This window comes from Planktothricoides raciborskii GIHE-MW2, from assembly GCF_040564635.1.
GTDB lineage: Bacteria > Cyanobacteriota > Cyanobacteriia > Cyanobacteriales > Laspinemataceae > Planktothricoides > Planktothricoides raciborskii.
This window is the reverse complement of sequence record NZ_CP159837.1, coordinates 2,757,853-2,780,495: the sequence shown is the minus strand read 5'-3', so window position 1 is coordinate 2,780,495 and position 22,643 is coordinate 2,757,853. Positions and strand designations below refer to the sequence as shown.

Here is a 22,643-nt window from a genome sequence, read left to right as displayed (position 1 = left end):
TTACTTATCTTTACATACTTTTGATTTTTTGTACCTACCTAATTAGTTATGTTCATTGGTTTGAGGAGATGACGTTTTTTTGAAAAATTTATGCTTCAAAGACATAAGTGTAAATTACAATGTAAACTTTTGTATCGAAATTCAACATTTCTGATATTTATGGTTGAATTAATTTTATCTAATAACTTGACATTTGATAGGCTCTTTAAGAGCCTATCAAATGTCAACACGGCATACAACCATCAACCCATTCATTACAATCAAGGGGTAAAAGATGACAGAAAATGTGAATTCTAATGGGCAGACGCTAGCGGAACAGTCGAGCCTGAGTACTCGGGCAGCGAAGCAGTTGGCCACAACCACCAAGACCGCTCCGCAGATGCAGGGCATCACCTCACGCTGGATCAGCAGCCTGCTGCCTTGGGTGCATCTGCGCGGCGGCTCTTATCGCGTCAACCGCCGCTTGACCTATGCGCTGGGTGATGGTCGCGTCACCTTTACGAACGTCGGGTCAACGATTCAGGTAATTCCCCAGGAGCTGCGCGAGCTGGCCTTTCTGCGCGACTTTGAAGACGAAACCGTCTTGAACGCGTTGGCCGACCGCTTTGTGCAGCAGGAGTTTCAACCCGGTGACATCCTGGTAGAGAAGGGAACCCCCGCCGACCAGATTGTGCTGATTGCTCACGGCAAAGTGAGCAAGATCGGTACGGGCAAGTATGGCGATGAGGTGGAATTGGGTGTGTTGATCGATGGCGACCACTTTACCTATCAGGCCATTCTTGAATCCGAAGATGTATGGGACTTCACCATCAAGGCGCTCACGCGCTGTACGGTCTTGGCGCTGACACAAAACTCTTTTGAAGAACTGGTCAACTCCTCAGAATCGCTTCAGGCGCACATCGAGGCGTTTCAAGCCCAACCCCCCAAGGACCAGGATCGGTACGGTCAGGCCGCCATCGATCTGGCCGCTGGCCACAGCGGCGAACCCGTGCTGCCCACGACCTTTGTCGATTACGAGACCTCTCCGCGTGAATACGAGTTGAGCCTGGTGCAGACGGTGCTGCGTGTTCACACCCGCGTTGCCGATCTCTACAACGATCCGATGAACCAGATTGCAGAACAACTCAAGCTAACGGTGCACGAGTTGCGCGAGCGCCAGGAGTACGAGTTGGTCAACAACCAAGAGTTCGGCCTGTTGCACAACGCCGACCTCAGCCAGCGCTTCTCCACCCGCAATGGCCCGCCCACGCCAGATGATTTTGATGAGCTGATCACCCGCCGCCGCAATGCCCAGTACATTTTTGCCCACCCGCGTGCCATTGCCGCCTTTGGCCGCGAGTGCAGCAAGCTGGGTCTCTACCCCGACAGCCATGATATGGGGGGCGAACGAGTCATGGCGTGGCGCAACATCCCGATTTTGCCCTGCAACAAGATTCCCATCAGCAACACCCAGACCACTTCCGTGATCGTTGTCCGTACCGGTGAGGACAATCAAGGTCTGATCGGTCTTCGACCCGCAGAGTTGCCCGATCAGCACGAGCCGGGGTTGAACGTGCGCTTTATGGGCATCAACGAGAAAGGCATCATCTCCTATCTCGTCAGCAACTACTTCTCCGCTGCCATCCTCGTACCCGATGCCGTCGGCGTGCTCGAAGATGTCGAGCTAGGACGCTAGTAAATCCCGGCAGAGGTACCTGAACAGTCAACTGTCAGCATCTTCACCATACACTCATTGAAACACCTATTGAGAAGTAACGCATTCTATAGCCATGCCCCAAAATATCACTGCCGACAATGTTTTGCGTAACGAATATCAAAAGTCGGTTGCCAACTATTGGAACCAAGAAAAAAATCCCGTTAATCTGCTGCTAGGCGACGTTGACGGCTATTACCACCACCACTACGGGATCGGCGATGTCGATTGGTCGGTGTTGGAGGCCCCCGAAGGTGAGCGCGACGATCGGATTATTCGCGAGTTGCACCGGCTCGAACACGCCCAGGCTGCGTTCCTGCTCGATCATCTGGGCGACGTCAAGCCTGATGACCGCGTGATGGACGGCGGTTCCGGTCGCGGCGGCACCAGCTTCATGGTCAATGAACGCTTTGGTTGTCAGGTCGATGGAGTGTCAATCTCAGAATCTCAGGTCGAGTTTGCCAACGACCAGGCGGCGCAGCGCGGCGTGACCGAAAAGGTCAAGTTCCACTTTCGCAATATGCTGGATACAGGCTTCGAGACGGGAGCCATGCGTAGCATTTGGACGAATGAGACCACCATGTATGTAGATTTGTTCAAGCTGTTCGCCGAGTTTGCACGCCTGTTGCAGGATGGTGGTCGCTACGCCTGCATCACGGGTTGCTACAACGACGTTACGGGGGGGCGCTCGCGGGCGGTCAGCCAAATCGATGCCCATTACATCTGTAACATCCATCCGCGCAGTCAATATTTCAAGGCACTGGCAGCGAACAACCTCGTCCCGATTACCGTCACCGACCTGACTCCCCTAACGATTCCCTACTGGGAACTGCGGGCCAAGTCTTCGCTCGTCACCGGGGTCGAGGATTACTTCCTTACGGCATACAAAGAGGGCAGCTTCCACTACCTGCTCATCGTCGCCGATCGGATCATTCGCTAAGGCTTATCCAAAACACAAATCGCATCATAGTGTGGTGCGTAGCGCGCATACCGCACACGCACCACACACCACCACTCTGATACAGGGATAAGACGATGAAAGATACCAACCTGGATAATACGAGTACCCCATTTTTATTCGGTCCGACTGGCCTCGGTACATCCGCCGCTCGCTTTGTGAGCGAGCTAGCCAAGGCTGCTCGTGCCGGTAACCTGGAACCACGGCTGCCCCAGGCAGACCTCGCCCCGGCGGGGGACCTCGATCCGGCCTATGCAGAGAGAGCCTGGGGCGATGGGACTGCCTCGCCGCTCTACTGCCCCATTACCGAGCGATTCAACGAGCCGCTGGCGGACGAGGTAGACGATCGGCTGGCGGCCTGGGCACTAGAGTGCGGGTTCGATGAGGACGAGGTGGAGAAGATTCGTAAGGTACGGTTCGGACGGCTGGTTATGCTGGCCCACCCGGACTGCGACGACCCAGATCGGCTGTTGATCGGTGCCAAGCTGAACATGGCCTGGTGGGCTGCCGACGACTACTACGCCGACGACAGCGATCTCGGTGCGGATCCAATGTTGCTGCCCCCACGTCTCGTCTTGGCGATGACCGCCTTGGACCCGCCACCCCCGGCGGGAGAATTTACCCCACCGGTGGAGGAAGCGATCGCCGAAGATCGGGTGCTGGTGGCCTTCAGTAAGGCCATCGACTACTTGGGCCAGTACGCCACGCCGGAGCAAGTCCAGCGCACCTGTTACGCCACCTTCTCTATGTTTGTCTCTTGGGGTGCCTATGCGGCATGGCGCTACACCGACGAGTACCCGCCAGCTTGGAAGTATCTAGCCGCGCGCCAGCACGACAGCTTCTACACCTCCATGACGCTAATCGACCCCATCGGAGGGTACGTCCTCCCAGGGGATCTTTTCTTCGAGCCGCGCGTCCGTCACGCAGCGTTCTTGGCCGGGATAGCCTCGCTCCTGGTCAACGATCTCCTTTCCGTCAATAAGGATCTGGCAGACGAGCAGCCACCGGTCAACATGGTGCTACAGATTGCGGCGGATCGGGGTTGCTCTATTAAAGAGGCGACAGAGATCACCGTCAAACTCCACAACGACCTGGTTCATGATTTTCAGGAGCGCCACCGGAAACTCCAGACCGTGCCCAACATGGAACTTCAACGCTTCCTGCGCGGGTTGCGCGGATGGATGGGCGGCGGGTTTGAATGGCACAACAGTAGCCCGCGGTATAAGACTAAAACGAGTGAAAAATAAAGGTGAATCATGGTAGAAGAAGTGAATCTTAACGGGCAGGCTATACCGATGCAGTCGAGCTTGAGTACAGATGCGGCGCGCAAGTTAGCCACAACCGCCAAGACTACTCCGCAGATGCAGGGCATCAGCTCGCGCTGGATCAGCCGCCGGTTGCCCTGGGTGGAACTGCGCGGCGGCTCCTACCGGGTCAACCAGCGTTTGACCTATGCGCTGGGCGATGGCCGAGTGACCTTTACCAATGTGGGGTCCACCATACGAGTGATCCCGCAAGAGTTGCGCGAAATGGCTCTGTTGCGCGAGTTTGACGAGGAAATGGTGTTGAACGCGCTGGCAGATCGCTTTGTGCAGCAGGAGTTTCAACCTGGTGATGTGCTGGTGGAAAAGGGAACCCCCGCCGACCAGATTGTGCTGATTGCCCGTGGCAAGGTCAGCAAAATCGGTACGGGCAAGTATGGCGATGAGGTGGAGCTTGCGGTGTTGACCGATGGCGATCACTTCACCTACCAGGCTATCATCGAATCCGGCGATCTCTGGGACTTCACCATGAAGGCGATTACGCGCTGCACGGTGTTGATGCTGACGCAGGGGGCGTTTGAAGAGGTGGTGGCTTCCTCTGAATCGCTGCGGGCCCACATCGAAGAATTCAAGGCCCGCCCGCCAAAAGCCCAAGATACACACGGTCAGGCCGCCATTGCGTTGGCTGCCGGTCATACAGGCGAACCCGTGCTGCCCACGACCTTTGTCGATTACGAGACCTCTCCGCGCGAATACGAGTTGAGCCTGGTGCAGACGGTGCTGCGTATCCATACCCGCGTTGCCGATCTCTACAACGAGCCTATGGACCAGATCGAACAACAGCTTAAATTGACTGTGCATGAGTTGCGCGAGCGCCAGGAGTACGAATTGGTTAATAATCAAGAGTTCGGCCTGCTGCACAACGCCGACCTCAGCCAACGCTTTCCCACCCGCAACGGCCCGCCTCACCCGGATGACATGGACGAGCTGATCGCTAGGCGGCGCAATTCACAGTACATTTTTGCCCACCCGCGTGCCATCGCCGCCTTTGCGCGTCAGTGCAACAGAATGGGTCTCTACCTGGAAAGTATCGATGTGGGTGGAAACCGCATTCCGGCCTGGCGTGGCATCCCCATCTATCCCTGTGGCAAAATCCCCATCAACAAAACGACCCGGACCACGTCGATCATCGTCATGCGTATCGGTGAGGACAATCAGGGCGTGGTGGGTCTTCGGCCTGCGGAGTTACCCGAGCAATATGAGCCAGGGTTGAACGTGCGCTTTATGGGCATCAACGAAAAGGCCATCATCTCCTATCTGGTCAGCAACTACTTCTCCGCCGCTATCCTTGTCCCCGACGCCGTCGGCATTCTCGAGGATGTCGAGATCGGGCGGTAAGAGGTCGGTAGGACAGAACGGGTGCGTTCCACTAAGTAGTTTGGTCTAATAAAGTGGTGATGAGAGAAACTTGTTGTGTCCGAAATCCTGGAATAGCAATATAGTCATTCGTGACAGGTTAAGAAAGTGAAGCGAATGTCAATGAGTGAATATGCTCAAATTAATAGGGAATAATTTTGAGAATATCACCTGGTCGGGGAGAGGGAAAAGGCAATCGCTGATTGCCTTTTCCCTCTCTGTATGATTATCATTATAGCAACCGCCAAGGCGGTTAGGACGTAAACTAAAGCAATATACAAGAATATAGAGAAGCAAAGAAATAGCTGTCCACGGGCTTTTGCCCGTGTTTATTCTCTGTTTAACTTGAAAATCTGTTTAACTTGGCAAAATTTCCCCATGATTCCTAATTTAAAGCAAAAACTGAAAACCCTGAAACGCCAAGAACGCAAATTTTTACAAGTTGTTTCTCTGGTGGGTTTTAGTTTGTCTTTGATTTGGTTAATTTATACGCTTTTTTCCTATGTAAATGGTACGCCATCACCGCCATTGCCTAGCCCGGAAATGGTGGGAAAAAATTATCCTGTTTCTGCGTTAGAAACATCGGTGATTCAGTCGGTAATTCAGTCAGAAAATAATTCTGAAAATATGGTTCAAAATCAGGGATGTGGCAGTCCCAAGGGCGGGTCAAAGGATAATCCGATCGCTACTCAATATGGCCAAAATACTTATCCTTGGACTAACCAAATTAAATGGAATTGTGTCTATAATATTCAAGATTTTTATGGGGCAAATATGAGCGATCGCTTATCGGCGGCGATCGCGGCGGCGGCTGGAGGAGGGGTGATTTATTTTCCTGCGGGAACTTATGAATTTAACGATCATATTTATCTCACTGATGGCGTAGTTTTACGGGGAGAAACCCCAAAGGTGACTGATGCTAAATCTGATAATTATGACCCACCGAGTAAATTAGTCTTTCCTCAATATCAACCCAGATTATCTGGCAATGGCACCCCCAACGATACGGCTTTTAAAAAAATCTTAACCCGTCAGAGCGATCAAGATAGTAATTTAGGCTTAGTCAATCTAGATATTAATCGGGCAGTGATTTCTATTGTCGGGAATTCTGAGACAGGAACTAATAAAAACTTACTCGTTTTTGGCATTAAAAGCAACAATGTAGCAGCCCCAGACCCCCAGGTGCCAGATGTATCGTTTCAAGCCCCTTGGATGCGGTTTAGCGATCGCTTTGCCACGAATATTAAACTGCAAGCCAAAGAAAATATTTTAGTTGCCAATAATCGGATTAATGATAAGCCAACGGATACTTACGACCAGCCCGGATATCAAATCCAATCGCGAGATCAAAAATCAACGATCGCATTAGAAGATGGCCGCCAAGTTCCCTTTAGCTATACTGACCACTATGGTATTGTAGTGAATCGGTCAAAACCTGGGGGATTTCAATTAGCGGCCACCCCGGATAGTGAACCGGGACTATTTAGAAAAGGTATTGTCATTCGGGATAATTGGGTTTATCACACCATGCGAGTGGGGATTCAAGCATCTGGAGATGGTTTAGTAATTCAAGATAATCAAATTAAAGATAATCCCCGAAAACAAGCTTGGGTACATCCCACCGGACTGCGAGAACCCAGAGGCGCCGATACTTTTGAAAATCGGGCTATTGACTGGTCTGGTTGGAATGTCAAAATTCAGGGCAATCAATATGAAGTGTATCAGCATAGAATCCAGGATTCTAAATATTTTAGTACCGACGGGGAAGGGATTCTGATTCAAGAATGTTGTGGGGGCACCACCGTCAATGGTGCAGAGATTAAAAATAATCGGGGCAAGGGTTATATTGGCTTGTACAAAACTCAAGAGATTAAAAATGTGACCATTCAAGGAAATGAAGTGTTGCATAGTCCCACGAATAATACCCCGCTGATTTATCTTATGGCGGATACGAACAATCGCCCCTATTCTATGGGAGATGTCACCGTAGAAAATAATACCGTTCAGGGCAGTATTTTCCTCAAAGCTAGTGCCGGAGGATCCAGGAACGTGGTGCAAAATAATCAAGGAAGTAATCAGGGGGCGATCGAGGTTTCTTGCCATGTGCAAGTAACCGGAAACCAAGGCTTTGCAGCCAAACCTTGTTGGCGGTGAATTGGTTATTGGTTATTTGTTGTTGGTTATTTGTGGTTGGCGATCGCTCGTCATCAAAACCCATAACGAATAATCAATAACTAATAACAAAAATATTTATATGGTGTAAGATTTCTAGTAAGCTGTTAACTGGTCATGTAGATGACCGCGAAAAGGGACAAGACTTACACGGAAAAACAGGAGTTTGAGTCATGCCGATCACTTGTAGACTACGGGAAATGATGGCGGAGAAGAAATTAAAGCAGTTTGAGGTGGCGATCGCCACTAAACTCAGTCCGACCATTATTGGCAACCTTTATCACAACCAGTTTCGCCGAATTGACTGCAAAACCGCAGAAAAACTCTGTCATTATTTTGATTGTGAGTTAGGTGACTTGTTTCAACTGCTCGATCAGCCCTCAACTTCGTCCGTGGATTCGACCCCATCCAAATCCAGGACTTAAGTGAGGGCAGTGGAGCGATGGCTACTGAGTGTAATCACTTATAATCACTTATCAGGGAATATCAAGGAATATTTTGATTATTTTGAGTATTTTTACCTGCTCTCAAAGAGTTGTCAGGTGAAATTACTCATGGAGGTGGCGATCGCATCCCCCAGGTATCACCGCTCAAGCGTAACAATTCTTAATGAAATTTCTCAGCAAATCATTTTAATCTTATGAGTTAGTGGTTTTCATAAATCTAGCCGCCAGCCGTTTATTTTTTAAGTGTTGAAAAATCTGGATATGAGCAGTAATCTAGCGACTAAATTGCGTGAGGGAACCAAGAAGTCTCACACGATGGCCGAAAACGTTGGTTTTATCAAGTGCTTTTTAAAGGGCGTTGTAGAAAAAAATTCTTACCGCAAGTTAGTCGCCAACCTCTACTTTGTCTATTCGGCAATGGAAGAGGAGATGGAGAAACAGAAAGCACATCCAATTGTTTCTCAGATTTACTTCCCTGAACTGAACCGAAAAGGCAGTTTAGAGCAAGATTTGAGCTACTACTTTGGTAGTAACTGGCGCGATGAAGTGGTACTGTCTCCTGCCGGTGAAACTTATGTGCAAAGAATTAGAGAAATCTCTGCAACCGCACCAGAACTCTTGGTCGCCCATTCCTATACTCGGTATTTGGGTGATCTCTCTGGGGGTCAAATTCTCAAGAAAATTGCTCAAAATGCCATGAACCTGTCGGAAGGACAAGGGACCGCTTTCTATGAGTTTGCGGATATTGCGGATGAAAAGGAATTTAAGAATAAGTATCGTCAGGCGATGAACGACCTCCCGGTTGATGAAGCCAGCGCCAATCGGATTGTAGATGAAGCTAACGATGCTTTTGGCATGAACATGAAGATGTTTAATGAACTCGAAGGTAATCTGATTAAGGCGATCGGTGTGATGCTGTTTAATAGTGTGACTCGACGACGCACTCGTGGCAGCACAGACTTGGCTACCGCTGAAGTGGCCAACACCTAGGCTGTTTTCACGGATTAGGTTTCGCTCTCCGCTATGATAGAGGCGTGGAATTTCCTTCTGTGGGGGAAATTTCGCGCCTTTATCCGTTACCGGGTGATTTGTTACTGGGTGATTTTTTCCGGTGATTCCGGCCCGATAAGATATATTCCCCTTGGTTGACGGCATGATTGGTGGTGGTATTGAAGACTAAGCCGGGAGTTTGGGCATAAATAGCGATCGCCTCTGGTGGCAGACCTTCTTTATTAAAACTAAGTAGGGAATAAAGCAACTGTCCCGCTTTAACTACAGTTCCCAACTCCACCAAATTTTGCACCAATCCACCAGATCCAGCATAATATTCCTGGATTTCACTTTTGCGATGAAATTGGGTTTGATGGGCAGTGGTTTCCGGGAGGGGAAAACCCGGAATGTCTAACATCCTTTTGACCGCTAAGTAATTTTTAATTCCTCGGACGCCATTAGCTACGGACTCTGGCTGGATTTGCTGACCCCCTCCTAATTCTAATGTCCAGGATTCGACATCAAACTGGATTGGCTGACCTAATTCGGCTAAACATTTTTCCAAGGCTAACCACGGTTTGAGAAAGGCTTCATCAAAGGCATCCCAATCATAGTCATTCATTAAGACGGCATGAGGGAATAAAAACCCTTTAGCACTGTCTTCTCGACTGGAAAAACAATAGAGGTAATCTAAGGCTCGATCGGTGGCACTGTGGCAGTCAATGATGTAATTGGCATCGAGACATAAGGATTGTAATTGATATCGATAAAGAATCCGAAAAGGCACACTCAAGGGAGACTGAATTTGTTGATGTCGTTGGGGAAAACTCTGTTGAATTTTTTGTAAATATTGTCGCCGAATGGTTTCTGGGTGCTGATTCAGTTGCGATTGGGCAAAGGCGAAAATATTTTCTTTTTCTTTTTTATAGTCCCAAAAAATTCGATTCCAGTCTCGGCCATCATAAGGATTATATCGCCCGGTAGAAAAGTGATGATATCGCTGATTAATGCTCAGAGGATTACAGAGGGGGACTAAATAAATTTCTCCCATGAGTTGCTTTTGATCTATGCTGATTAAGAATTGAATTAACTCGTGAATTACGGCGTTACAGGAAATTTATGCCCCATGTAAATTGGCTTGAATATAGGCTTTTTTCCCCGGCTGACTGCCGGTGAAGCGATACACTTGTAGCCCTAAGCGATCGCCAGATGCCATTTGCAGTAGCGGCATTGTCAAAATCGTGAATTCCATAATTTTTTTCTCGATGAATTAAAATCAAATTACCATTTTTTATTGCCCTGATTGCCCATATGAAGGATAAGAAAATTCCGGGTAATTGAGGAATTGCCGATTAATTGCCCCCAGAATCGGCACAGGCGATCGCACAAATCTTGGTGAATCAAGGTTGGGGAAAATAATAGCCACTTTTGGCTTTGGTGAAAAGATTAAACATATTAATACGATCCTTAATGGTAGTCGGCCAAAATTTCTGGTCTAGAAACCGGGTTTCTGTATCTGGGAAGAAAACCTGTTTTATCACTCAGACTAGAAACCCGGTTTTTGGCATTATGCTTATAAAATAGAAAGTAATCCCCCCTTGCTGCCCCCCTTGATCCCTCCTTATCAAGGGGGGCAGCATTCAGATTGTCAGGAGATAGTGATGGAAAATCCCCAAAAAAAACATGGAGTGTTCCCCATGTTGCGCCGAAATTTTTTATTTTTTATGATCGTGGGGATGGCGACAGTTTCTAAAGATTTTGTGATCAATGGGTTTCAATTTTTTTGCCCAAAAGCGATCTCCCTATTAAATCGCCGATTAAATCGCCGTCAATTGTTATCAGAACCTCAAGCAGATATAGAAACGGTGACTCCAGGGATTTCCCCGCCAAAAACAGGGTTAACCGATGCCCCAGTCATTGCTGCCGATCCGCCAAAAGCGATCGCCACTATGACCACTTTGAACAAAAAACAACCGATCGCCCTTGAACACAAAACATTAAAAGATATTTCATTTTACCAAGTAACCATTGATTTAAACGATCCAGAAAATCTGCTGACGATTGGTTTAGCTAATAATGCCACGCAAGCGAATAATTCTCGGTCTACAAAAGGCGATGAACCCTTTGCAACAATGGTGGCTCGTTCTCGCGCTGCGGTGGTGGTCAATGGAACTTTTTTTAGCATAGATGCCCAAAAACAAGTGATGGGAAATATGGTAGCGGGAGGCAAATTTCTCAAATATCGACCGTGGGAAAATTATGGCACCACCTTGGGGGTGAAAGCCGGGAATCAACTAGAAATGAAGACTGCGAGAATCGAAGGAAGACCGCAATGGCAAGAACATTGGTTCTCGATTACCAGTGGGCCAAGATTGCTTAAAGATGGCAAGATTTGGTTGGCACCAAAAAGTGAAGGGTTTAGAGATCCTAGTGTGTTGAATATTGCTTATCGGACAGCGATTGGATTTTCAACTCAGAAAAAGTTACTCTTTTTGGTGGCATTTTTGGTTCCGTTATCCTTACAAGAAGAAGCAACTATGATGCAGGAGATCGGCTGCGATCAAGCCATGAATTTAGATGGGGGAAGTTCAGAAGCATTAGCCTATCATGGAAATATTTTAATTGCTCCTGAGAGTTTGTTGACGAATGTGATTGTAGCTTACGATCGCAAATTTCCCGCCCCCAAAGCATTAAAAACCTCCTGGGAGCAGTTTCAAAGGGGCGATCAGTCTGAAATTCCCAAGTTTTAACCAGTTACTTTTTGTTGGCCATTAATTTCCAATCAAAAGTCAACCATCAACCATGGAATCCCTACCCATCAACAGTCAAAAGTCAACCATCAACCATAGAATCCCTACCCATCAACCATCAACAAATGAATTAATGAATTGCGGGATTAAGACATCGGAGGTTTAGCATCTCTTTGTAAATGTTGGCGACCATTTTGGATCACCCGCAGCATATCCGTAAGATTATGTTCGAGATTTTGCAAAACGCTATCGGCATATTCATCGGCATCAGATTCAATCGCTTCACATTCGGCGATCGCCTGACGGCGCATTTCTTCTATTTCCTGTTGGGTTTGTCGGCGCAACTGTTCGATTTCGGCAATAGTCTGCTGTTGGGCCGACTCACACTCGGATTGTACTTGTTTTCGCAGAGCTTCTGCTTCTTGTTTTGCCTGACGGACGATGCCAATTTCATCGAGAATTTGCATCGCTCGTTGTTCTGCCGCTTCAATAATTTCCTGAGCATATTGTTCTGCTTGCATCAGGATGTCTTCTTTCTGACGGACAATGTTTTCCGCTTCGGCAAATGCGGTAGGTAAATTCAGACGGATGAAATCGAGTTGATCGAGGAATTGGTCTTCATCCACAAAAAGGCGTCCCGAAAAAGGAATCCGGGGACTATAGACAATAATGTCCTCCAGGTGATTGAGTTCTCGTTGAATATCGAAATTGGTCGATGCATTAGTTGGTGCCTGTGGGGATAATTCCTCGTTAGAAGTTATTCCCTGGGTTTTGGCGTTGATTCGATCTGTGTCTTGGCGTAACATTTATAGATATCGATCGCGACATGTTCAGGAACAAGGTGGTTAATTGAGCCGCCAAATTTGGCGATCTCTTTGACTACGCTACTACTTAAAAAGCTATACTCGTTAGAGGTAGCCAGAAAAACGGTCTCAATTTCCCATGCAAGGGTTTTGTTGATATGAGCCATCTGTAGTTCCATCTCGAAGTCTGAGAGCACTCGCAGACCTCGCAGCAAAATTCTAGCTTGACGCATTTTGGCATAGTTGACCGTTAGACCATTGAAAGTGTCTACTTCCAAGTTATTCAGATGTTTGGTGCTTTTGCGAATCTGTTCGATGCGCTGTTCCACGGCAAACATCGGGTTTTTTTTCGGATTAAGCAAAACAGCTACAATCAGTCGATCAAAAAGCTTGGATCCTCGTTCTATCAGATCGAGGTGTCCTAATGTAATCGGATCAAAGCTGCCCGGATAGATGGCGATCGTAGACACAGGGTTGTCAGAGAATTGAGAGATAACTTACTTATAGAGTAGCTTTAATCCGGTAGTTCTGGCAACTCCTAGGCGGTTCTCGGTGAAAATAGCTGCAAATAGCTGCAAATAGGTGCAAATAGATGCAAGTATTTTAACATTTTCCGTAAAATTGGTATTATAGATCGCAGATTTTTTGGCAAAAAGGTTATATAAATTTTTGCTTTTCCCTTTTATCAGGATTTTTATAGGGGTTAATTTTTATGGTATTCAGAGTTATATCTAGGTAAATATTTGGCATTTTTGCTCGGTTAATCAAGATTTATTAAGATTGATTACATTTTGTCTATTTTTAGGATAAATTAGCAGATAAAACATAAATTAATCAAATTTTTTGCTAATTTAAATCCGTTTAAGTTATTTTTATGATTTTCAGATTTTCTGATATTAACGAAAAATTAGCCTGCAAAAAATTAGCAAAAACTTAAGGAAAAAATTAAGATTGCTTCGTCCAGAGTTTAGTCCGGGGAAGATTTATGTTAGTTTATTTGAGAGTTTATTTTAAAAACTAATCTGTAGCACTCAAAGATAACCTCAAAGATAATACTTATGAATGATTGGTGGCACCACACATTATTAGGAGATCAGTCGATTCTGATAATTCTGTCAATTCTGATTGGCGCCCAGGCATCTTATACAGCGTTGCAAGGCCAGAGAAAACTCCTTCCAGGGCGATGGTTGCCTAGCTTGGCGATGGGGCTGGGCATTTGGGCGATCGCCTTGACCGGGTTATTGGGAATTCAAGCACCGAGAGAATCGGAGTATTTATGGCTGATTATTTTATCCCTGGGGGTAGCGATCGCCGCTTCTGGTCTGGCTTTATCTCCATTGGCGGATCCATCCATAGAATCATCACCGATCCGGTTATTCCACCAGGGAATTTTTTGGACCGGTGCGATCGCCATTCCCCACTATTTAATTTTGGGGTTATCGGCGACATTAGCTGATTCAAACATTATTTATCAATGTAATCTTTGGCTTTTACTTTTGGGTCTGGGTTTAACCACCGGACTATCCGCCTTAAGTTTATCCCTTGGAGATGAAAAAATACCTTGGACAAGGGCTGGGTTGCTGACTGCGGCAATTCTAGGGGAACAAACCCTCACGAACGCGGCAATTCAAATATTGCCCAATCCAGTTTTGCCCAATCCAGCATTGGATCATCAGGTATTTTTTACCTTCACCCTTAAAGGATCCTGGGTGATTTCCCAACCTTTGGTCATAGAGGCGATCGCGGTTGCTACGGTAATCATCGTTTCTTTGATGCTGGCAACAGTCAAGGGTAACCCCATCAAATCTGGGCAAGATGAGGAAAGAAAAGAGGATAGAGGGGAAAGAAAAGAGGATAGAGGGGAGAGAATAGAGGATAGAGAGGAAAGAATAGAGGATAGAGAGGAAAGAAAAGAGGATAGAGGGGAGAGAATAGAGGATAGAGGGGAGAGAATAGAGGCTATAGGGGAGAGAATAGAGGCTATAGGGGAGAGAATAGAGAAAACAGGGGAATCAGAACCCTTACCGGGCAGCGATCGCTCATCACACCTACTGACTAAAAGTGTACAGTTAGAAAGCCGAATCGCTGCACAAACTGCCGAACTGGCTGCCGCCAAACTGAGTTTAGAAGTAGAAATTGCTCAACGTCAAAAGATGGAAGCGACGTTGCAGCAAACTCAACAGCATTATCAAACCTTAGCCCAGGTAGCACCTGTGGGAATTTTTCACACCAATGCCAAGGGTCAATGCTTATCCGTGAACGATCGCTGGTGCGAAATTGCCCGGATTACCAGCCAGGAAGCATTGGGGGATGGATGGATTAATGCGATTCATCCAGAAGATCGCGAGGCGGTTTTTGCGGAGTGGGATCGCGCCGCCCAAACCAATCAAGTCTTTAGATCCGAATATCGCTTTTTGCACGAAGATGGGACAGAAACCTGGGTTTTAGGGTGGATTGGGGCGCAACGCAATCCATCCGGGGAATTATTGGGTTATCTGGGTAGCATTACGGATATCAGCGATCTCCATCGCATCGAACAACAGCTACAGAAATCTCGACAAGAACTGGAACAACGGGTAGAACAGCGCACCACTGAACTGGCAAAAGCAACCGTAGCCCTTCGAGATAGTCAAGCGCGACTTGATGGTATTTTGGCCTCTCTCGATGATGTGGTTTGGTCTGTTTCCACGGAAACCTTTGAATATCTCTATCTCAGTCCGGCGCTGGAAGGGATTTATGGGCGTCCCGCATCGGACTTTTGGCAAAACCCTCAGTTATGGTTAGAGTTGATTCACCCCAAAGACCAAGCAGAAGTCGTCAAGGGATCGGAAGAGTTACTCAAAACCGGCAGTAAAGATGTCGAATATCGGATTTTACTGCCTAATGGGGAGGTGCGTTGGCTGCGCGATCGCGCTCGCATCTTTTACAACGATGAGGGCAAAGCTATTCGCATTGATGGCATCGCCACAGATATTACTAACCGAAAACTTATGGAAGAGACTTTGCAAGAAAGCGATGAACGATTCCGGAAAATTTTTCGGGAAGGCCCCCTAGGAATGGCTTTGATCGGCTTGGATGATCAATTTATTCAGGTGAATGAACGCTTATGTGACATGGTGGGCTATCCCCAAGATGAACTGATCCGCTTGACATTTGCAGATATTACCTACCCAGACGATCTGGAACTCGATATTCAATTAGCCCAACGATTGTTCCGGGGAGAACTTCCTTATTACACTTTAGAAAAGCGCTATCTAAAGAAAAACCAGGAAATTGTCTGGATTAATCTCACCGCTTGTGTGATTCGGGACGAAGAAGAAACACCGGTCTATTATCTAGCAATTATTGAGGATATTAGCGATCGCAAACAATCCGCTGCCCGCCTAGAAAAAGAACACCAACAACTCCAACAAATTATTACCAATGCCCCAGTCGCAATGGTGATGTGCGATCGGGAATTAAAAGTCATTGCCCATAGCAATCAATGGCTCGCCGATTATCATCTCCACGGACAATCAATCATTGGCCAGACCCTAGAACAAATCTTGCCAGATATGCCCGTCCATTGGCAACAAATTCAGCAGCGAGCATTACAAGGAGAAATCATTAATAGTCCTGAAGAAGTCGTTCACCAGCAAAATTATCTAAAAATGTATCTACGCTTGGCCGTCAATCCTTGGTACAATCCAGAAGGAGAAATCGGTGGGATTGTCATCGCCACTAATCGAATTGACGAATTAGTGCAAGCCAGAGAAATTGCCTTAGATAATGCCCGAATGAAATCAGAATTTTTAGCCAACATGAGCCATGAAATTCGCACCCCAATGAACGGAGTTTTGGGCATGGCTGGTTTATTAGAACAAAGTCAACTAAATCCAGAGCAACAAGACTTTGTTCAAACCATTATTATTAGTGCAGAAAACTTACTCAATATCATCAATGACATTCTAGACTTTTCCAAGCTAGAAGCTGGGCAAATGCCTATAGAATTTATTGAATTTAATCTCCAACAATGCATAGAAGAAGTTACGGATCTAATCGCCGGTTCTGCTTATAAAAAACAATTAGAACTTGTAAGCTGGATCAGTCGAAAAATCCCCAAAAAACTGCGAGGCGATGCCGGTCGCTTACGGCAAATATTGCTGAACTTAGTCGGTAATGCAGTCAAATTTACCCAATCCGGTGAAGTGATAGTTCAAGCGTTTTTAGAAGCAGAAACCGAAACGGATATAATGGTGATGTTCTGTGTCAAAGATACAGGCATTGGCATTACTCCAGAAAAGCAGAAAAAATTGTTTCAGTCCTTTTCTCAACTAGATGCTTCCATCACTCGTGAATATGGAGGAACCGGCTTAGGTTTGGCAATTTGTCAGCAACTTGTCAAGCTAATGGATGGGGCAATTGGCGTATTCAGTTTAGGCAATTTTTACCCAGAACCGCCGAAAATTTTGCAGCAGATTGAATTCCATCATTGTTGGGAAAAATCCTGTGCAGAAAACATGGTGACTGTTCCTAAATTTTGTTCCGAAAATGGCTCAACATTTTGGTTTACAGCCCGGCTACAAAAAATATCTAATCCCGCAGAAAATTTAACGTCAATTTATCCAGAAAATAATTTAAATGGTTTGAGAATATTGGTGGTAGATGATAATGATACAAATCGCAAAATATTGCGCTGTCAAGCCCAAGAGTGGGGTATGCAGGTAGATGAAGTCAACAGTGGATTGGAAGCGATGAAACTTTTGGAACTCTCTGTAGAAAAACAGCAGCTTTATGATGTGGCAATTTTAGATATGCATATGCCCACAATGGATGGAGAAACCCTGGGGCGTCTAATTCATGCCAATCCCGATTTTGCGCCGATTAAGTTAATTATGATGACTTCGGTTAATTTGCCCAATGCTAAAGAGCGACTTGAGGCATCTGTATTTTCTAAATATTTAGTCAAACCCGTAAAAGAATCTCGGCTACGCGAGTGTTTAAATGAGCTATTTCCAGGAAAGACAACCGGGGCAGAAATTACCAGAAACTTAGAGAATAAACTATTAGAGAATAAAAGCTTAGAAAATAAAAGCTTAGAAAATAAAAGCTTAGAAAATAAAAGCTTAGAAAATAAAAGCTTAGAAAATAAAAGCGCTGATCAAATAGGTAATAGAGAAGAATATCTCGAAAAGATAGAAGAAAAAAATAGCCGATATGACTTGGGTTTATCTCCGCTATCTTCAACCCCGCAATCCTCTGATTTAGGGGCTAATTTAGTAGGAGATATAGTAGGCGATATCCTTAGAGAAGATATTACCGGCATTTCTGAAGAATTTAACGAAAATTCAACTCAATTTGCTGAAAAATTTTCTCCCACAATATTAATGGTTGAAGATAATGCCATTAATCAAAAAGTCCTGCAAAATCAATTAAAACGCTTGGGGTACACCAATATAACGATCGCTGCCAATGGTCAAGAAGCACTGGATTTATTAGAAACCGTGAGTTATGATTTGGTACTAATGGATTGTCAGATGCCTGTTTTGGATGGATATCGAGCCACAGAGTTGATTCGGCAAAAAGAAGCCAACGGTGAGCATACCGTGATTATTGCGATGACAGCCCATGCGATGAAAGGCGATCGCGAAAAATGTTTGGCGGCAGGGATGGATGACTATTTAGCCAAACCTATAGATTTGGCTAAATTCGCCGCAATGTTGAAGCGATGGTCGGAATTTTTAGCCACTAATTCAAAGAACCAAAAGCAGAAGATCGTCCAAACTGAAAGTAAGCTAAATAATACCAGGGATATAAAAGATTTAATTAACTTAGCCCGATTAGAGGAAATTTCCGCTGGGGATTGGCAATTTCAAGAAGAACTTTTGCAAGCTTATCTAGAAGATATGGAAATATTGCAAGAAAAACTCCACTCCGCGATCGCCTCTCAGGATTTTACCGCCATTCGCTCTCATGCTCATACAATCAAAGGAGCGAGTAGCAATATTGGCTGCTTATTCGTGGAAGAAATCGCCAGTACCTTGGAGCAAAAATCTGTTCAAAAGGAATCTGCCTCTGTCCTGATGTCCCTCATGGATGAGCTAGAAAATCGTTTATCATACATTAACGATTTTTTTCTCAATAATTTCATCAAATAACGTAATCAAATAACTTAACCAAATCTCCAGTCGGGTAAGGTTCAGGGATTACTCCCCTCCCCTCCCCTAAGAACCGGACTTGACACTTTCGCATCATCCGGCTCAAGCCTTATTTCAAGCGATTGGACTTGGATTTGCTGTGTACCTGCTTATGACACGCTTGGTGTAAATGCACAAGGTTTTCAATGTCGTTTTGTCCGCCTTCTGCAACAGGTACTATATGATGGGTTTCAATTTCCTCACCGTTGAATAAAGGTTCGCCACAGATAGGGCATTTCCAGTTTTGGTTTTGAGCGATGTTATAATTCCGGGAGTTTTTCTCCCAGTAGCTCTTACCATATTTATGGTGACGTTTTTCCCAGTATTCCTTGAGGCTCGGATCGTCCGGTGACGCTTCCCCTTTGACCTTTACATGGCGCTCGATTGGAGTGTAAGCTATTGGGTAGAGAATTGTTTCAACCTCTTTCCCTCGCCGTTTGTCTGTACTTGTACAGGCGAACGTCCACTTATTGCCTTTTATGGTCTTAAAGTAACGTTTCCGAATCCATTTTGTGTTTTTGTTGGGATGCCGACGCTTCGCCCAACTCCAAAGGTAGTACCACACTCTTGATGAGATGTAGCTGAAGGTTACTTTGCTCACTACCCCCTTGTAGTAGTTAGCAAAACCTCGGAGAATCGGATTTAGCTTTTTAATGACTACTTCTTGTTCACAACCATTCATTGCCTTTATTTCCTTGCCTATCCTTTTACAGAAGGCTAAAACCTTCTTTTTGGATGGCTTGATAAGCAGTTTGCCGTTATAGTGGCGATGGTTGAAACCGAGAAAGTCAAAGCCGTCTTCTATTGATGTAATAACCGTTTTCTCCGTGCTTAATTCAAGTCCTATTTCTGATAACCATTGCTGGATTCTGGTCTGGGCTTTTTCAAGACTTTCCTTGTCTCTAGCAGTAACTATAAAGTCGTCTGCATACCGCACGATGCCTAATTTTGAATTGGTGGTTTTAACGAGTTGTTCCAAACCATGCAGTCCAATGTTGGCTAGTAGGGGTGAGATTACCCCGCCTTGCGGTGTTCCCGTCTTTGTGGGGTTGAATTCCCCTTTGAGAACATAGCCAGCTTTTAACCATCTTTGGATTAAATCCCTTTTAGGGAAGTTTCCTAATTGTTTCAAGATGGATTCATGGGCAATATTATCGAAGAATCCTTTGATGTCAGCTTCAAAAACCCAAGTGTCTCTGCCTTTACAGAGTCTAATAAAACTTTGTTCGATGGCATCTTGACAGCTTCTTCCGGGTCTGAATCCGTAGGAGTTTGGCTCAAACACGGGTTCCCATTCGGGTTCTAGTGCGTTCATTACTATTGCCTGTTCGATTCTGTCACGCATTGTTGGGATTCCTAGCGGTCGCAACTTTCCGTTTGACTTTGGTATCATTACCCGTTTAGTTGGGCTTTGAGTTCCGCCCTTCCAGTTGTTTACCAGTTTCACCCTTTGCTCTGGGGTATTGATTATTTTCTTGTCAATTCCTGCCGTTGCTTTTCCTTTATTGGTTTGGGTGATTTTTCGCACTGACAATAGTAAGTTTGCGTGGCTTTTTAACATCAACTTTTGTAGGTTTCTCAACTTACGAAAGTTACCAAGTTTTCTCGCGAGAAAGATTCTTTGACGTAAGTTCCTAACCAGCTTGTTGGCTTTTTGCCAATTAATTTGGCTCCAGTCTTCCAGTGGTTTCTTTAGTCCGTTTGTTGCATTTGGTTGCGACATCTAACTTGTCCTCAGATACGGTTTTTACTGTCTGGTCTCTTTCTCATACGACCCAAGGCAAGTCTGCTGTTCCTTTCGGTCAGGGGCAAATTTTGAACCCCTATCTCCCCATTACAGGGATGCTTTCGCTTTTTGCCTCATCCTCTACCCTCCAGAGAGTTCTGCTTTCCTTGCGGTCTGCTTACTATGGGATTCGACCTTCCCATAGACTCTGTAGGGCTTACCCTGTTGTATCCTTTGGTTGTCCGTTCTCTCGTTAGGCGCTGTCTTTCCTGCGGTGAGAGTTTTAGTCACACGCCTTGATGACATAGGATCATCGAGGCTGCTCACTTACCTTTTGGTTCGAGCCTGTCAGCCTTATTTGGCTCGTTTAGGAATCACGCAGTTTAAATGGCAGTTCATTTTCATTCACCATTGAGAGAATCCCTCTTGCTCCTTACCGGCTTAGGCTGCCAGTTTCGGTTACGTTCGGGGTCTGCACTCCGTCTGTTTCGTTACCTACTAGGACGTGACCATACCTTTTTTGGTACTTTCCGCGAGGGCAGGGGGTGTGACTCCCCTGGTAGAGTCGGCTCTACTTACCAATTGACCTTTCAGGTCGCACCCGATGAATCCTAGCCCTAGGACGATTGCTCCCAGTAGCACTTTTATGCCACATTAATCCCATTCAACCAATCATCACCAATTCTAGATTATGCAACCACCAGCCCCAATACTCGCTTTAATCTTTGATGTCGATGGCACCTTAGCCGAAACCGAACGAGATGGTCATCGGGTCGCATTTAATCGCGCCTTTGCTGACGCGGGCTTAAATTGGGAATGGTCGATTAATTTATATGGAAAATTACTCAGGGTTGCCGGTGGCAAAGAACGCATCCGCTATTTTATCGATGAATATCTCCCAGATTTTGCCCCCCCTGATGACCTACCCGGATTTATTGCCCAACTCCACGCCCGAAAAACTCAATATTATGGGGAATTGTTAGCCGCTGGCAGCATTTCTTTACGTCCCGGAGTCCGCCGTTTGTTAACTGAAGCCAGAGACGCGGGGGTTAGATTAGCGATCGCCACCACCTCAGCCCCGGAAAACGCCGCAGCCCTGCTGGTTAGCAACTTGGGAAAAGACAGTCTGGCTTGGTTTGAAATCATTGCTGCTGGAGATATTGTTGCCGCCAAAAAACCCGCCCCAGATATCTATCAATATGTCTTAAACCAAATGGATCTATCCCCAAAAGATTGTCTGGCGATCGAAGACTCTCCCCAAGGTCTCGCAGCCGCGATCGCCTCTGGACTAAAAACCGTAATCACCGTCAACGACTACACTCAACACGATGATTTTACCGGCGCCACCCTAATCCTCAATCATCTCGGTGAACCCAACCAACCCTTTAGCGCGATCGCGGGTCACACCCACAACGCCACCTATTTCAACCTAGCCCTAGCCCAAAATTTAACAATTGTTGATTGTTGATTGTTGATTGTTGATTGTTAATTAAACAGACTGTAGGGGCAAAGCATTCGCGCCGAAATATTCCGGTTTAAACGACAATATCTCTGCGCGAATGCTTCGCCCTTACCAACCACCAACCATCAACCACCAACCACCAACCACCAACCACCAACCACCAACTAATAACAAATAACAAACAAATTATTATTTTTCCGAAAAAGTAAGTTATAATCGTCGATTGTGTCTAACCTCATCACGGAGAATTGCCATGTCACGCAAATGCCAACTAACCGGCAAAAAAGCCAACAACGCCATGTCGGTATCCCACTCACACCGACGCACCCACCGGCGCCAAGAAGTCAACCTTCAAGAAAAGCGCATTTGGTGGCCACAAGGCAACCGTTGGATCAAACTCCGCTTATCCACCACAGCCATCAAAACCCTAGACCGCAAAGGATTACAAGCCTTTGCCAAAGAAGCAGGCATTGACTTAAACAAGCTGTAAAGTCCCCTTCTCTTGACCTCTCCCCTTCCCCTCCCAGTCACCCTGGGAGATTTTTTTTACAACAGATCGCTTTTGATGAAAATCTGGGTAAGCTCAAAATATATAGGCTAAAATAATATAGGCTAAAATATATAGGCTAAAATATAAAATATATAGGCTAAAACTCGCATCAATATGCCGATGTAGGGTGGGCATTGCCCACCCTAATAACCATATTTCTGCTGAAGACGATCGGCAAAAATCACGCAAAAATCACATAAAATGCCCAGAATCAGCAGATTTACTGATGCGTTTTACTC

The 22,643-nt window shown here is 46.0% G+C and carries 16 protein-coding genes; 11 read left to right on the top strand and 5 right to left on the bottom strand.

What is annotated here, in order from left to right; translation table 11 throughout:
* Nucleotides 1-274 precede the first annotated feature (274 nt).
* From ABWT76_RS11760 to ABWT76_RS11730, 7 genes are all read left to right on the top strand, one after another.
* Nucleotides 275-1,675 carry a family 2B encapsulin nanocompartment shell protein gene (locus ABWT76_RS11760; protein WP_054468578.1) on the top strand — a complete coding sequence of 467 codons (1,401 nt, stop codon included), beginning with the start codon at nucleotides 275-277 and terminating at the stop codon, nucleotides 1,673-1,675.
* A gap of 94 nt (nucleotides 1,676-1,769) precedes the next feature.
* Nucleotides 1,770-2,633, top strand: a complete 864-nt coding sequence (locus tag ABWT76_RS11755; RefSeq protein ID WP_054468579.1) for a geranyl diphosphate 2-C-methyltransferase — start codon at nucleotides 1,770-1,772, stop codon at nucleotides 2,631-2,633.
* Between the two features lie 95 nt (nucleotides 2,634-2,728).
* Nucleotides 2,729-3,898, top strand: coding sequence for a family 2 encapsulin nanocompartment cargo protein terpene cyclase (locus tag ABWT76_RS11750; protein ID WP_054468580.1), 1,170 nt, complete (start codon nucleotides 2,729-2,731; stop codon nucleotides 3,896-3,898).
* A gap of 9 nt (nucleotides 3,899-3,907) precedes the next feature.
* A complete protein-coding gene (locus ABWT76_RS11745; protein ID WP_054468581.1) occupies nucleotides 3,908-5,311 on the top strand; it encodes a family 2B encapsulin nanocompartment shell protein in 1,404 nt (467 codons plus the stop codon).
* Between the two features lie 396 nt (nucleotides 5,312-5,707).
* Complete coding sequence (locus tag ABWT76_RS11740) at nucleotides 5,708-7,483, top strand: glycosyl hydrolase family 28-related protein (protein WP_190880223.1); 1,776 nt, start codon at nucleotides 5,708-5,710, stop codon at nucleotides 7,481-7,483.
* 191 nt (nucleotides 7,484-7,674) lie between these two features.
* Nucleotides 7,675-7,926 carry a helix-turn-helix transcriptional regulator gene (locus tag ABWT76_RS11735; RefSeq protein WP_054468583.1) on the top strand — a complete coding sequence of 84 codons (252 nt, stop codon included), beginning with the start codon at nucleotides 7,675-7,677 and terminating at the stop codon, nucleotides 7,924-7,926.
* Between the two features lie 282 nt (nucleotides 7,927-8,208).
* The gene (locus ABWT76_RS11730; RefSeq protein ID WP_054468657.1) at nucleotides 8,209-8,937 is read left to right on the top strand and encodes a heme oxygenase (biliverdin-producing); all 729 of its coding nucleotides are present in this window, start codon (nucleotides 8,209-8,211) and stop codon (nucleotides 8,935-8,937) included.
* Between the two features lie 79 nt (nucleotides 8,938-9,016).
* Here ABWT76_RS11730 and ABWT76_RS11725 read toward each other — a convergent pair whose 3' ends face one another.
* Both ABWT76_RS11725 and ABWT76_RS11720 read right to left on the bottom strand, forming a co-directional pair.
* Nucleotides 9,017-10,012: a succinylglutamate desuccinylase/aspartoacylase family protein gene (locus tag ABWT76_RS11725; RefSeq protein WP_354636406.1), complete on the bottom strand. Its 996-nt coding sequence runs from the start codon at nucleotides 10,010-10,012 to the stop codon at nucleotides 9,017-9,019.
* Between the two features lie 42 nt (nucleotides 10,013-10,054).
* Nucleotides 10,055-10,189 carry a hypothetical protein gene (locus ABWT76_RS11720; protein ID WP_313890664.1) on the bottom strand — a complete coding sequence of 45 codons (135 nt, stop codon included), beginning with the start codon at nucleotides 10,187-10,189 and terminating at the stop codon, nucleotides 10,055-10,057.
* Nucleotides 10,190-10,598: 409 nt separating this feature from the next.
* Between ABWT76_RS11720 and ABWT76_RS11715 the strand changes: the two genes are divergently transcribed.
* Nucleotides 10,599-11,687 carry a phosphodiester glycosidase family protein gene (locus tag ABWT76_RS11715; RefSeq protein WP_199317462.1) on the top strand — a complete coding sequence of 363 codons (1,089 nt, stop codon included), beginning with the start codon at nucleotides 10,599-10,601 and terminating at the stop codon, nucleotides 11,685-11,687.
* A 146-nt stretch (nucleotides 11,688-11,833) separates the two neighbouring features.
* Here the strand turns inward: ABWT76_RS11715 and ABWT76_RS11710 are convergent, their stop codons facing one another.
* Nucleotides 11,834-12,493 (bottom strand): ATP synthase F0 subunit B, encoded by a 660-nt coding sequence (locus ABWT76_RS11710; protein WP_054468585.1) that lies wholly within the window; start codon nucleotides 12,491-12,493, stop codon nucleotides 11,834-11,836.
* Nucleotides 12,445-12,960, bottom strand: a complete 516-nt coding sequence (coaD, locus tag ABWT76_RS11705; RefSeq protein WP_190880225.1) for a pantetheine-phosphate adenylyltransferase — start codon at nucleotides 12,958-12,960, stop codon at nucleotides 12,445-12,447. The genes ABWT76_RS11710 and coaD overlap by 49 nt, the downstream gene beginning before the upstream one ends.
* 588 nt (nucleotides 12,961-13,548) lie before the next feature.
* Between coaD and ABWT76_RS11700 the strand changes: the two genes are divergently transcribed.
* Nucleotides 13,549-18,627, top strand: a complete 5,079-nt coding sequence (locus ABWT76_RS11700) for a PAS domain S-box protein (RefSeq protein ID WP_354636143.1) — start codon at nucleotides 13,549-13,551, stop codon at nucleotides 18,625-18,627.
* 109 nt (nucleotides 18,628-18,736) lie between these two features.
* On the opposite strand, the gene ltrA is transcribed toward ABWT76_RS11700, so the two are convergent.
* Entirely contained in the window at nucleotides 18,737-20,389 is a 1,653-nt protein-coding gene (gene ltrA, locus ABWT76_RS11695) for a group II intron reverse transcriptase/maturase (RefSeq protein WP_354635912.1), read from the bottom strand.
* 694 nt (nucleotides 20,390-21,083) lie between these two features.
* Here ltrA and ABWT76_RS11690 point away from each other — a divergent pair.
* Both ABWT76_RS11690 and rpmB read left to right on the top strand, forming a co-directional pair.
* Entirely contained in the window at nucleotides 21,084-21,860 is a 777-nt protein-coding gene (locus tag ABWT76_RS11690) for an HAD family hydrolase (RefSeq protein WP_054468589.1), read from the top strand.
* Between the two features lie 247 nt (nucleotides 21,861-22,107).
* Entirely contained in the window at nucleotides 22,108-22,344 is a 237-nt protein-coding gene (rpmB, locus tag ABWT76_RS11685) for a 50S ribosomal protein L28 (protein WP_054468591.1), read from the top strand.
* Nucleotides 22,345-22,643: the final 299 nt, after the last annotated feature.